This window comes from Acinetobacter sp. ACZLY 512 (genome assembly GCF_023614015.1).
GTDB lineage: Bacteria > Pseudomonadota > Gammaproteobacteria > Pseudomonadales > Moraxellaceae > Acinetobacter > Acinetobacter soli.
This window is the reverse complement of sequence record NZ_JAKIVI010000008.1, coordinates 13320-25970: the sequence shown is the minus strand read 5'-3', so window position 1 is coordinate 25970 and position 12651 is coordinate 13320. Positions and strand designations below refer to the sequence as shown.

Genomic DNA, 12651 nt, shown 5'->3' with positions numbered 1-12651 from the left:
ATATACTTCGTATAACGACTGAATTTCTGCTGAGTCACAACGATATTGCGTCTCAACAGAAATTTGGTTAATACAATTTCAAATTAAAATACTGTCTGGAATTTGATGCCGCCAACCCAAGCATTATTTCCATCTTTGATTGCACCGACATGACGTACATATTGTACGTTTGGTCGAATCGTTAACCAGTTTGCAGCATGAATACCGTAGTAAAGCTCTGCATTGTATTCATTGTCGAAACCGTCGATTTCTTTATGAATACGGGCAAAACCAAGTGCAATTTCATCTTTTGGACGCGAATCGAAGGCACCAATGTAGCTGAGCGCGATGTTTTGCACATCACTGATTGCATTCGTTTTGTCATCAAAGAATGCGGCATTTGCCCAAATCGACAAGCCGCGTTCTGTATTGCCCTGATGAGCAGTCACTTGTTGTCTTGCCGTGATCCAGCCACCTTGTTTGTGACCGGTTTCAGCAAGTGCATTACCTTGATCGTCCAGTTTATTGGCATCGGCAGTACTATAATAATAGCCCGCGCGATACTCACCTTTCAATTGGTTTGCACCGAGTTTTGGTGTCCAGACAAGCTCTGCCGGAATTAAGGCACCGTGTGAGCCATCTGTACTTAAATTAAAGCCTTTACTGCGCTTTAAGTTTTCAGGATTATATTCGAATACGCCCACTTGTGCATAGACTTCAGGGGTCACTTGGTATTTTACACGTGCCGCCCATTGGCTAACAGGCCAATTGTACCACTGATCGCCGGCCCAGTTGCCCATTTGTGAACCACACAGTGCAAGGTTTTGAAAATCACAGGCAAAGCTGTTGAAATCTTCAGCTTCACCAAAACGACCGACCTTCACATCCAATGCTTGATCAAAAAATTTCTTTTTGATCCACAAATCTGTCAAACGCCAAGTTTGACCGCGTCCCCAAACTTCCTGAACCGAACTCACCTGTCCTGCTAGCGCAGGCGCTGTATTGGTCAAGTTTCGACCATCACGATAGGTCAGGGTAATTTGTGCTTCGGTATCTTGCCAACCCAAAAGCTTTTGTAAATCAAAGTGGGTGCCGAGTGCCAGTTGGCCTGAATATTCTGTACCGTGGCTTGAAGTATCTTTAGAATCCAGTACGGTCGCCACTTCCCCAGTGTACCCCATGCTGAAGTCATAGCCTTTTTGTTGTAATTCGGTACGTTTGCCGTTCCAGTCCCCTAGCATCCATGGGCTTGATGGATCAAACGCAGAAGCGGCTACAGCTTGTTGCGTCCAGATACTCAGTGATAACACTGAGAGACAAGAAACAGCGAATGTTGTCCCTAATTTCATTGTTACGTAACCTTTTATGTGGTTGTGTGAGATTGTGTTACGAATTATTTTAATCAATCGCCCATCAAAAAAGTAACTTTTGCTTCATTTTTTACAACTTTTATGAAAAAAAACTAACAAGTGGTCATTTTTGGTGCTTCAATCCCAGCGACCAGCCCCCAAAGTCTGCCCGGTAAACCGATACTGAGCCTCAGAACGTGAAAATTTAATTGGGCAGGCCAGTTGTCGTTCGACCTTTTCTGAATCCGATGCCAAAGGCACCTCAACTGACCAATTTCGCTCAACGGCCAATTCTGAATTTAAGGCTTCTTCTAAATATAAAACGGGCTCGGCACAAACATCCAGCGAAGCAAAAATCTCTCGCCATTGCTCCCAAGTTTTACTTTTTATTTTATCTTTTAATGCCGCTTTAACCGCGAGACGATCGTCATCGAGAAACGATGCAGCTTTTTGCGCCAGAATCGGTAAGTCCAAAGCCACCGCCAGCGCCTGTATAAATTGCGGCTCTAGCCCGCCAATCGAGAAGTATCGTCCATCAGCGGTTTCATAATAGTCATAAAAGCTGCCTCCATTGAGGACCTCACTTTCTGCACGGGATGGCTCCTCTGCTGCCAATGTCGCTGCGGCACTCATGGCATTTAGCCCAGCAGCACAGTCGGTCATTGAAATATCGACATGCTGACCTAGCCCACTTTTTGACCGTTCAATCACGGCAGTTAAAATGCCAATCACGGCGTGCAATGAGCCGCCGGCCACATCGGCAATTTGTATGCCCATTGGGGGTGGCCCCGATGCCTTACGTCCCCCATATCCAGCAATACCAGATAACGCCACATAGTTAATGTCATGTCCGGCACGATCCCGATATGTTCCAGTTTGCCCATAGCCGGTAATTGAGCAGTAAATTAAAGCCGGATTGAGCGCACTTAAGGTTGCATAATCTAACCCCAAACGCGTCATGACGCCGGGCCGAAATTGTTCAACGACAATATCAACCTCCTGAATTTTGGCGTAAATTTTCTCGATACTTGCACGGTCTTTTAAATCTAACGTAATCGATTGTTTATTTCGATTTAGGTAACTGTGTGCTGTGGCCTGCCCATTGGCATACGGTGGCATAATTCGGACCAAATCTGGACGTGTCGGTGACTCAATATGTATGACATCTGCACCTAAATCTGCTAAATATAAGGTGGCAAATGGTCCGGGCAATAACGTTGAAAAATCCAGAACGCGCAGTCCAGCTAATGGGGTATTCATGATCTTGTTATCACTCTTTTTGACTATTTTACTTCATCATAAAAATGTAAAACAAAGGACACAATGTCATGTTCAGCCATTTACCTTGATCATTTCGGCAATTTAACATAAAGAAAATGATTTACCCGTGTTGTAAATCGCCAATCCAATATTTTTTAAAGTCATTTAGGCCAACTGCAAGTGAACATCAAAGAGACCGAAGGATTAAACGTAAACCGCGATACCATTAGTATCCACTTTGTGAATGCGGCGTTAACAGGCGTAAAACGCCTAGGCATGGATGTCGAAACCTTACTGTCCCACGTTGGAATCGAGGCAGAATTATTACGCCAGCCTAAAGCCCGTATTTCCCCAGAACAATACACACGCTTTATCAAAATGCTGTGGATGGTCACTCAAGACGAGCATGTCGGTTTTGATGTGCAGCCGCGTCGTCTGGGTACCTTTGCCATTATGTGCCAACTGATTATTCATGCCAAAACTCTCGGCCAAGCGCTTGAGCTATCGTCTCAGTTTTATAAACTTTTTGGCGATGAATGGTCGGTGACGCTTGAACGCGACAAACACGAAGCACGTCTAGTGCCTCTTATTCCCAAAACACTCGATCCCGATCATTTTATTACCGAGAGTATGCTGATGATCTGGCACGGTCTGGCATCATGGCTGATCGAACGTCGCCTGCCGTTAGAACGCGTCCACTTTAGCTATCCGCGTCCGGCACATGCAGACGAATACGATGCACTGTTTTTTGCACCGGTCATGCAGTTTGATGCACCACGCACCGAAATTACGTTTGCTGCGGATTATCTGGATTTGCCTATTCGCCAAGACGAAAAAACCCTTGAAGAGTTTTTAAAGGCCGCCCCTGCACAGCTCCTGATCAAGTTTAAAAATACCAATTCGCTCACCTCTCGGATTCGTGAGGTGCTCAAGAGCCAAATTGGCGAAGAAATGCTGACACTCAATGATGTGGCCTCGATGCTATATCTGTCGCCACAAACCTTACGTCGTCGTCTGGCAGCCGAAGGCAAGAGCTATCAGGGAGTTAAAGATGCGTTACGTCGTGACGCCGCAATTCATTTGCTGCTCAATCCAGATTTGACGCTTGAAGATGTCGCACAACAAGTCGGCTTTAGTGAAACCAGTACCTTCCATCGTGCATTTAAAAAATGGACCGGAGTTACACCGGGTCTGTATCGTCAGTTGCACGGCTATCATTAAGAAGTCACTGAGCATTCTGTCTCTTCAAACGTCTGGATTAATCCAGACGTTTTTTTTATGGCGTTGGCAAAAACCATCACTGACCAGATGACCTTCTCGTCATTGTCTTGCAGGTAAAATCCATTACACTGCAAAACATAACAATATTGACGATCAAAAGAAGGAACACTGATGAGCGAAGCCTACATCATCGATGCCATCCGCACGCCACGTGGAAAAGGAAAAAAAGATGGCTCACTTTATGAAGTAAAACCTATCACCCTGCTCACAACCTTACTCAATGAACTTAAACAACGCCATCAGCTCGATACAGCCAAAGTGGATGATATTGTTTTGGGCTGTGTGACGCCAGTGGGTGATCAGGGTGGCGATATTGCCAAGACCGCTGCAATTGCCGCTGGTTGGAGCGATAATGTGGCTGGAGTGCAAATCAACCGCTTTTGCGCTTCAGGCTTGGAGGCTGTGAATCTGGCAGCACAAAAAGTCCGCTCGGGCTGGGAAGATGTTGTGGTGGCTGGCGGTGTAGAGTCGATGTCACGTATTCCAATGGGATCAGATGGTGGCCCATGGGCGCTCGATCCAGAAACCAACTTAAAATCGTCTTTTGTACCACAAGGCATTGGCGCAGACTTGATTGCAACTCTCGATGGATATACTCGTGCAGATGTCGATGCGTTTGCAGTCGGTTCACAACAAAAGGCCGCTGCGGCGCAAGCGCAAGGTTATTTCGATAAATCTGTCGTGCCTGTAAAAGATCATTCAGGCGTCATGATTTTAGAAAAAGATGAATTTATCAAAGGTCAAACCACGCTAGAAGGTTTAGCCAAACTCAATGCCAGCTTTGAAATAATGGGGCAAATGGGTTTTGATGCCGTAGCCCTACAAAAATATCCAGAAGCGCAAAAAATTCATCATGTCCATCATGCGGGAAATTCATCCGGCATTGTAGACGGTGCAGCCGTTGTACTTATTGCCTCTGAAAAAGCAGTCAAAGAACAAGGGTTAAAACCACGCGCTAAAGTACTGGCAACCGCGCTGGTCGGTACAGATCCAACCATTATGCTGACTGGGCCTGCGCCTGCAGCCCGCAAAGCCTTACAAAAAGCCGGCTTAACCATTGACGATATCGACCTATTTGAAGTCAATGAAGCCTTTGCGGCTGTGGTAATGCGTTTTATCAATGAACTACAGGTGCCAGAAGATAAAGTGAATGTGAATGGTGGTGCAATTGCCATGGGTCACCCACTGGGTGCAACGGGTGCCATGATTTTGGGCACACTGCTAGACGAACTAGAGCGTCAAGATAAAAAACGCGGGCTGGCCACCTTGTGTGTTGGCGGTGGGATGGGTATCGCGACGATCATTGAACGAGTGTAAGGAGAATCTCATGAGCGCAATTCACTACGAAAAAAATGCAGATCAGATTGTGATTCTCACACTCGATTCTACAGGGCAATCTGCCAACACCATGAATGCAGAATTTCGTGATTCACTCGATGAAATCACTCAAAAGCTCAAAGCCGAAACGGATCTGAAAGGCATCATCTTTCGCTCGGCCAAGAAAACCTTTTTTGCTGGCGGTGATCTAGACGAACTGATTCAGGTTCAGCCCGAACAGGCCAGCGACTTTTTTCAAATGATTGAAGCACTGAAATCAAATTTACGCACCATTGAAACGCTAGGCGTGCCTGTTGTAGCGGCGTTAAATGGCACCGCACTCGGCGGCGGCTGGGAAATAGCACTCAGCTGTCACTACCGAATTGCGCTCAGCGACCCAAAAACCAAATTTGGTTTGCCTGAAGTGACTTTGGGCTTAATTCCCGGTGGTGGAGGGATTGTTCGCATGGTGAGGCTGTTGGGCTTACAAACTGCATTTCCTTACTTGATGGAAGGCAAACAATTTGGTGTCGAGCAAGCAAAATCTCTTGGCCTCGTACACGATACTGCTGAAAATGAATCAGCGCTGTTAGAAAAAGCCATGACGTGGGTCAAAGCCAACACGAAAAGTCAGCAACCGTTTGATGTAAAAGGCTACAAGATTCCCGGCGGAGATCCCAAAACCCCTGCTGTGGCTCAGATCTTAGCGATTGCCCCTGCCATGCTCCGCGACAAAACCAAGGGATGCTATCCAGCACCGGAAGCGATTATGGCAGCAGCAGTTGAAGGTGCTCAGGTCGATGTCGATACCGCCCTTCGCATTGAGTCGCGCTACTTCACTCAACTGGCCACCGGGCAAATTTCCAAAAACATGATTGGTACTTTCTGGCATGGGTTAAATGCCATCAAATCTGGTGCAAGTCGGCCCGCAGACATCGCCAAGTGGCAGGCCAAAAAAGTAGGCGTCTTAGGTGCAGGCATGATGGGGGCCGGCATTGCATACGCTACAGCCACAAAAGGCATTGCTGTTGTCCTTAAAGATATCTCTCTTGAAAATGCTGAAAAAGGCAAAGCTTACTCGCACAAGCTTTTAGATAAGCGCGTTCAACAAGGACGCCTGACCGCAGAAAAACGCGATCAGATTCTTGCCTTAATTGTGCCAACCGCAACTGCGGCAGATTTACACGACTGTGATCTGATCATTGAAGCAGTCTTTGAAAACCAAACACTTAAGGCACAAGTGACTCAAGAGGCAGAACCTTATTTGGCTCAAGAGGGTATCTTTGCATCGAACACCTCTACACTGCCAATTAGTGGCTTGGCCCAAGCCAGTCAAGATCCAGAAAAATTTATCGGCCTACATTTTTTTAGCCCGGTCGATAAAATGCAATTGGTCGAAATTATCAAAGGCCAACGCACATCTGCTGAAACGCTGGCCAAAGCCTACGATTTTGTCCAGCAGATTGGTAAAATTCCAATTGTGGTCAACGACAGTCGTGGCTTTTTTACCAGTCGGGTTTTTGGCACATTTATCAATGAAGGAATGCGTTTACTGGCCGAGGGCGTACATCCAGCACAGATTGAAATGGCAGCCCTCAAAGCAGGTATGCCTGTTGGTCCGCTGGCCATACAAGACGAAGTATCACTTACGCTGACAGAACACATTACCCAAGAAACCCGTCGTGCCTTGCAAGCAGAAGGAAAAACCTTACCTGAATCTCCAGTTGATGATCTGATTCATTGCATGATTCATGAGCTCGACCGCAAAGGTAAGGCGGCCGGTGCAGGATTTTATGAATATCCTGAAAATGATAAAAAGTTTTTGTGGCCGGGACTTTCCCGCTGGCAAAAACCGCATTCCCTTTCTGAACAAGACATGATTGATCGTTTCTTGTTTGTTCAGGCACTCGACACCTTACGTTGCTACGAAGAAGGCGTCCTTGAATCGGTAATCGATGCCAATGTGGGGTCAATTTTTGGTATTGGCTTTGCTGCATGGACAGGCGGTGCTATTCAGTTTTTAAATCAGCACGGAACCGCACAGGCTTTAGAACGTGCGCAACAATTAGAGGCGCGTTATGGAGCACGCTTCACACCACCTGCGCTGTTGAAAGAAAAAGCGGCTACCAATCAGCCCATTCAGTAATGATCGGTTATGCGCAGTACGCCTTGTCTGTATAGATAAGGCGTACTTGTATGGCTGAAGTATGATGATTTAACACAGTTCACATCAGCAAAATATGCTATAACGCTGTTTTCATTATGCTCTGCATGTGGACGGCTAAGTATGAACCGAACAAATCATTCTAATGATGCGGAATCTACCGGATTAGGCTGGAAATTCGTTATGATTGTGGGGGTAATTACCACCATTTTTTTCACTTTTTTATATTTCGCCATGAGCAGCGAACCCGATTACATGCCTAGTCAGCAACGCCAAAAGCACGATACTTCCCATGCGTCGGTTGCGCCCCAAAATACCCATGCTCCCGCTTCGCAACAACCCTAATTTTTGAGTTTTTATTGTGTCTACTCCCCAACGTCAAGCACTTATCGTTGAAGGCGGCGGTATGCGCGGTGCCTTTACCGCAGGTGTACTCGATGCCTTTTTAGAAAAACAGTTTAATCCCTTTGATCTGTATGTCGGGGTGTCATCAGGCTCGACCAATCTGGCCAACTATTTGGCTGGTCAACACGGTCGCACGCTTCAGTTTTATATCGATCATTCTTTGCGTCCAGAATTTATCAGCTATAAACGCTTTTTAAAGGGCGGCGATTTAATCGATCTTGAATGGATGTGGCAGGTGGGTGAAGCAGAACGCCCACTCGATCAGCAGGCACTCTTTGCCCAAAATCCCGACTTTTATATGGTGCTGACGCATGCACGAAGTGGTCGTGCCGAATATCTACGTGCAGGAAAGGACAATCTGCTCAGCGCCCTTCGTGCCTCAAGTACCATTCCTGTGCTCACCCGACAGCCTGTCGACATTATGGGTGAACCGTATTTTGATGGCGGTGTGGCCGATGCCCTACCAGTTCAATGGGCCGCGCAACAACACGATGTCAATGCACTCATGGTGATTCGTACACGGCCGCAACATTATGCCAAAACCAGCAGTAAGGGCGATCAGTTCTTGGCCAAGTACATGCTCAAACACCATCATGGTTTTGCCTCAAGTCTCCAAGCGCGCTGTTTACGCTATAACGACTCAGTGAAATTTTTACGTCAGCCAAACGAGCAGCGTATTTTGGAGGTGTGTGTTCCCAACAAAAAAGGCTTGGCCAGTCGACTCTGTAAAGATCGTAAAAAACTCGAATATACTTATCGGGTGGGTCAAGAAACTGGCTACGCCGCCATGGAAGCATGGCAATCGCTTAAATAAAGGAATGGCTTAACTCGATTGAGATCAGATCAATTCGTTCTGATCTTTCCAAAGTACTAACCGACTAACCGATTGGACAATAGATCATGGATACTTAATTCCTGATTTCCCAAAGGAACCATCACACCCAAGCGCTACTTAATGTCTATGTAGTTAAAGATAAAAACATCTCAATATGTTCGATTCCGCAATCGTCATAAGTTTCACCGCGTTGAATGAAGCCCAAACGTGTGTAAAAACTTGTTGCATAGACCTGCGCAGAAAGTTTTAAATCAGGCAAATCGTGCTGCCTTGCATAATCAATCATGGCCTGCATAAGCTGGTGTCCAATCTTCATACTGCGATACGCTTTTAAAACCGCCACGCGCCCAATACTCCGATTTGGAAGCAAGCGCGCTGTGGCAATTGGCTGACCATCGTGATAGATCACAAAATGCTGTGAAACCTGATCTTGATCATCCCATTCCTCTTGTTCAGGAATGTGTTGCTCCTCAATAAATACCAGTGTCCGAATATATTTGGCATCCTGTTTGAGGCTGCGCCAATCTCCGATTTGAAGATCAAGTTGCAAGTTTGATGTAACGTTTTCAGTCATTTAACATTTACATCCTACATTTTCAATCGCGATCTGATCGTTTAATAGCAATTCTAAGGTTTGTTTCTCTATACCATACATCTGTTTTAATGCCTGTATCTGTTCCAAGATGTGTGCATCTGGCTGTTCATTCTGTTCACGCTTGGTGGCCAAAATCATTTTGTTTTTACTGGTATGCTCAAGTGAAACAAATTCAAAGACCTTAACGTCATAGCCATGCGCCTTGAGCAACAAGGCACGTAAGGTATCGGTGAGCATTTCGGCCTGCTGACCCGCATGGATACCAAATTGCAGCATCGGCTTAAGCACTTTCGGGCTTTGTAATTGCGGTCGGATTTCCTTATGACAGCAAGGTGCGCACATGATCATCGAGGCATTGAGCCGAATACCGGTATGAATGGCAAAATCTGTGGCAATGTCACAGGCATGCAGCGCGATCATGACATCTAAGCGTTCAGGTTGATAGGTTCGTACATCACCTTCAAAAAAATCAAGATGATCAAATCCTGATTTTAGCGCAAGCTGTTCACAAAACTCGACCAAAGCCGAACGTAACTCAACGCCTGTAATCTGTGGCTGAGTCTGGGTTTGCTGTTGCAAATAATCATATAAAGCAAACGTTAGATAGCCCTTGCCTGAACCAAAATCGACAATCTTGATGGTGTTGTCTTTTAGCGAAATTTGCTCATAGGCATGAGAAAAAATTTCAATAAATTTATTAATCTGTTTCCATTTTCTGGCCATCGCCGGAATGATTTTGCCATGACTGTCACTAATACCGAGCCCCTGTAAAAACGGCGCACTGGCATCGATATAACGCTGTTTTTCTCGATTATGCTGTAGTGTCGTGGCAGGTTGAGTACGGTTTGGCTGACGCTGTTGTACGGTGAGCATGGCTTTCTTTTTATTTTTTTTCAGTTGTGCATCTAAGCGCGAGCTAAACAGATTCGCCTGCTTACACGCTGCCAAATAAGATTCGACACAATCAAGTGCTTCATCTAGCGGGTAGTTTTTGGTCACATCTTTGGTGGTGTAATGGTAAAGCACATTGAGTTTAACTTGTTGTTGCAATTCCACAACACGACACGTAATTTTTTCCAGCTCAGGCTCATCACCTTTATACTGACTCAAGATCAAACGATCAAATTCTTGATTTTCAATCGATTCTTGAATGAGTTCAAGGAACTGTTGTTGCGATGATATTTCGGAAGCCTGAACGGACATAATCAAAAACCTTGTGTGTTAAGCAACATAGTTTAAATCGACTTACTTTAAAAACAAAATTGAATTACTATACAAGTGTATTTTTAATAGAAAGAATAATGAATGGCTCAATCTCCTGTGCAAGATTACGATCCGCTTGAAGAACAGCTCAATGCATGGAGTCATGCACTCGGTGCAGGCCTCGCGGTGATCGGAGCAGTTTTTTTACTGATCAAAGGTAGCAGCTTACCCTTAGCGCAATGGATCGGGCTGCTGGTCTATGCCTTAAGCTTGGTGTTGCTGTTTAGTAGCTCCACGCTGTATCACTTTGCTAAAACCCAAGAAAAACGTCACTGGTATAAAAAGCTCGATCATACAGCCATTTATTATCTGATCGCGGGCACCTACACGCCCTTTTTGAGTATTGCGATTCCAACAGCCAAAGCCACCTATCTTCTAATTGCACTTTGGATCATTGCCTTGATCGGTACTTTGTTTAAGCTAGTGTTTATTCATCGTTTTCAAAAGATCTCGCTGGCAGCCTATTTGGTGATGGGCTGGCTGGCTGTACTGGTCGTCGATGATATGCGCAAGTTTCTTGGTTCAGATGCCTTGAATTTACTGATTTTTGGTGGCGCGGCTTATACGATTGGAGCATTGTTTTATGCCTTAAAAAAGGTAAGATATACCCATGCCATCTGGCATCTTTTTGTACTGTTAGGTGCAGGATCACACTTCTTTGCGATCTACTGGTACGTGATTTAGCCGATAAAGCCTGAAATTTCAGTGACCCTGATTTCTTGCGTTATCAGCAGCAAACTGTCGCTACTTTTTTAAGAAATTATCGCTTTTTTAAAAAATTACGCTTCCAAAAAAACGAATTTATTTTAAGAAGTGTAAGGTTATTTATGTCGTCAACCACAACTACAGCAAATCCTGAAATTGCCACAAATTCTAAAACTCGCGTTTTATTCGCCAGTCTTGTGGGCACCACCATCGAATTTTTTGATTTCTATATTTACGCCACCGCCGCGGTCATCATTTTTCCGCATTTGTTCTTTCCAGCAAGTAGTGGCAGTGCAGCCATCGTGCAGTCGCTGGCCACCTTTGCAATTGCCTTTATTGCCCGCCCAATCGGTGCGGCTTTGTTCGGTCATTTGGGCGATCGAATTGGACGTAAGGCAACGCTCGTGGCTGCACTCTTAACGATGGGGATTTCTACGGTCTGTATCGGCCTGCTGCCAACCTATGCCCAAATTGGGATTGTGGCACCGTTGTTGCTGGCACTGTGTCGTTTAGGCCAAGGGCTGGGTTTAGGTGGTGAGTGGAGTGGCGCAGTCTTACTGGCAACCGAAAATGCACCAGAAGGCAAACGGGCATGGTATGGCATGTTCCCGCAGCTTGGCGCACCAATCGGCTTTATTTTGGCCACGGGCTCATTTTTGGCCTTGGGCGCCTTTATGTCGGAGGCTGCCTTTATGCAGTGGGGCTGGCGTATTCCTTTTATTGCCAGTGCAGTCTTGGTGCTTGTGGGTTTGTATATTCGTTTGAAACTACACGAAACACCCGCATTCAAAAAAGTGCTCGACAAGCAAAAAGAAGTCAACATTCCATTTAAAGAAGTGATTACCAAACATTTCTCTAAGCTGGTTTTAGGTACTATTGCAGCCATTTGTACCTTTGTGGTGTTTTACTTAACCACCGTATTTGCTTTGAATTGGGGCACCAATAAACTTGGCTATGCACGAGGCGAATTTTTAGAGCTTCAACTGATTGCAACACTTTGCTTTGCTGCGTTTATTCCAATTTCTGCTGTTATGGCCGAAAAATTTGGCCGTAAAAAAACATCGGTTGGCATTTGTTTGGCAGCAGCAGTGTTTGGTCTATTGTTTGCGCCGTTGCTTGAATCGGGCAGTACTTTTTTTGTGTTCCTGTTTTTGTGCATAGGTCTTTCAATTATGGGGCTGACCTACGGGCCGATTGGTACAGTATTGTCAGAATTATTCCCAACATCCGTTCGTTATACCGGTTCTGCCCTCACCTTTAACCTTGCAGGTATCTTTGGTGCATCGTTTGCGCCACTCATTGCAACAAAACTTGCAGAAGGTTATGGCTTACAGGCAGTTGGTTGGTATATGTCTGCCGCTTCTTTGCTGTCTCTGCTTGCCTTTTTACTGATTCGTGAAACCAAAGACCAAGATGTCAATAATCAGATTTAAGTGTTTATCGTTCTAAGAAACCAGCTTAGGCTGGTTTTTTTATACCGCTACAAAAAGCCACTGTT

11 protein-coding genes are annotated in these 12651 nt (G+C 45.4%); 7 read left to right on the top strand and 4 right to left on the bottom strand.

Annotated elements, in window-relative coordinates:
* Positions 1-83: 83 nt before the first annotated feature.
* Together L2096_RS09970 and L2096_RS09965 are read right to left on the bottom strand one after the other, a co-directional pair.
* Complete coding sequence (locus L2096_RS09970) at positions 84-1328, bottom strand: carbohydrate porin (protein ID WP_055414748.1); 1245 nt, start codon at positions 1326-1328, stop codon at positions 84-86.
* A gap of 138 nt (positions 1329-1466) precedes the next feature.
* Positions 1467-2588, bottom strand: a complete 1122-nt coding sequence (locus L2096_RS09965; protein WP_250365324.1) for a CaiB/BaiF CoA transferase family protein — start codon at positions 2586-2588, stop codon at positions 1467-1469.
* Between the two features lie 180 nt (positions 2589-2768).
* Here L2096_RS09965 and L2096_RS09960 point away from each other — a divergent pair, with 180 nt between their 5' ends.
* The 5 genes from L2096_RS09960 to L2096_RS09940 all read left to right on the top strand — a co-directional run bounded on the left by L2096_RS09960 (position 2769) and on the right by L2096_RS09940 (position 8569).
* Positions 2769-3809 (top strand): AraC family transcriptional regulator, encoded by a 1041-nt coding sequence (locus L2096_RS09960; RefSeq protein WP_004941225.1) that lies wholly within the window; start codon positions 2769-2771, stop codon positions 3807-3809.
* Between the two features lie 171 nt (positions 3810-3980).
* The gene (locus L2096_RS09955) at positions 3981-5186 is read left to right on the top strand and encodes an acetyl-CoA C-acetyltransferase (RefSeq protein WP_250365323.1); all 1206 of its coding nucleotides are present in this window, start codon (positions 3981-3983) and stop codon (positions 5184-5186) included.
* A gap of 10 nt (positions 5187-5196) precedes the next feature.
* On the top strand, positions 5197-7332 hold the full coding sequence (locus tag L2096_RS09950) for a 3-hydroxyacyl-CoA dehydrogenase NAD-binding domain-containing protein (RefSeq protein ID WP_250365322.1): 2136 nt from the start codon (positions 5197-5199) through the stop codon (positions 7330-7332).
* Positions 7333-7473: 141 nt separating this feature from the next.
* Complete coding sequence (locus tag L2096_RS09945; protein ID WP_119026099.1) at positions 7474-7695, top strand: hypothetical protein; 222 nt, start codon at positions 7474-7476, stop codon at positions 7693-7695.
* A gap of 16 nt (positions 7696-7711) precedes the next feature.
* Complete coding sequence (locus tag L2096_RS09940; protein WP_151820296.1) at positions 7712-8569, top strand: patatin-like phospholipase family protein; 858 nt, start codon at positions 7712-7714, stop codon at positions 8567-8569.
* A 145-nt stretch (positions 8570-8714) separates the two neighbouring features.
* On the opposite strand, the gene L2096_RS09935 is transcribed toward L2096_RS09940, so the two are convergent.
* Both L2096_RS09935 and L2096_RS09930 read right to left on the bottom strand, forming a co-directional pair.
* Complete coding sequence (locus L2096_RS09935) at positions 8715-9164, bottom strand: GNAT family N-acetyltransferase (protein WP_151820297.1); 450 nt, start codon at positions 9162-9164, stop codon at positions 8715-8717.
* A complete protein-coding gene (locus tag L2096_RS09930; RefSeq protein WP_250365321.1) occupies positions 9165-10388 on the bottom strand; it encodes a class I SAM-dependent methyltransferase in 1224 nt (407 codons plus the stop codon).
* Positions 10389-10490: 102 nt separating this feature from the next.
* On the opposite strand from L2096_RS09930, the gene trhA reads away from it, so the two are divergent.
* Together trhA and L2096_RS09920 are read left to right on the top strand one after the other, a co-directional pair.
* The gene (gene trhA, locus L2096_RS09925) at positions 10491-11132 is read left to right on the top strand and encodes a PAQR family membrane homeostasis protein TrhA (protein ID WP_004941239.1); all 642 of its coding nucleotides are present in this window, start codon (positions 10491-10493) and stop codon (positions 11130-11132) included.
* Between the two features lie 143 nt (positions 11133-11275).
* Positions 11276-12586 (top strand): MFS transporter, encoded by a 1311-nt coding sequence (locus L2096_RS09920; RefSeq protein ID WP_151820299.1) that lies wholly within the window; start codon positions 11276-11278, stop codon positions 12584-12586.
* The last annotated feature ends 65 nt before the right edge of the window (positions 12587-12651 follow it).

Bases quoted from the DNA above. Each gene is read 5' to 3' on its own strand.
- L2096_RS09970 (WP_055414748.1), bottom strand. From the start codon at position 1,328: ATGAAATTAGGGACAACATTCGCTGTTTCTTGTCTCTCAGTGTTATCA.
- L2096_RS09965 (WP_250365324.1), bottom strand. From the start codon at position 2,588: ATGAATACCCCATTAGCTGGACTGCGCGTTCTGGATTTTTCAACGTTA.
- L2096_RS09955 (WP_250365323.1), top strand. From the start codon at position 3,981: ATGAGCGAAGCCTACATCATCGATGCCATCCGCACGCCACGTGGAAAA.
- L2096_RS09950 (WP_250365322.1), top strand. From the start codon at position 5,197: ATGAGCGCAATTCACTACGAAAAAAATGCAGATCAGATTGTGATTCTC.
- L2096_RS09945 (WP_119026099.1), top strand. From the start codon at position 7,474: ATGAACCGAACAAATCATTCTAATGATGCGGAATCTACCGGATTAGGC.
- L2096_RS09935 (WP_151820297.1), bottom strand. From the start codon at position 9,164: ATGACTGAAAACGTTACATCAAACTTGCAACTTGATCTTCAAATCGGA.
- L2096_RS09930 (WP_250365321.1), bottom strand. From the start codon at position 10,388: ATGTCCGTTCAGGCTTCCGAAATATCATCGCAACAACAGTTCCTTGAA.
- trhA (WP_004941239.1), top strand. From the start codon at position 10,491: ATGGCTCAATCTCCTGTGCAAGATTACGATCCGCTTGAAGAACAGCTC.
- L2096_RS09920 (WP_151820299.1), top strand. From the start codon at position 11,276: ATGTCGTCAACCACAACTACAGCAAATCCTGAAATTGCCACAAATTCT.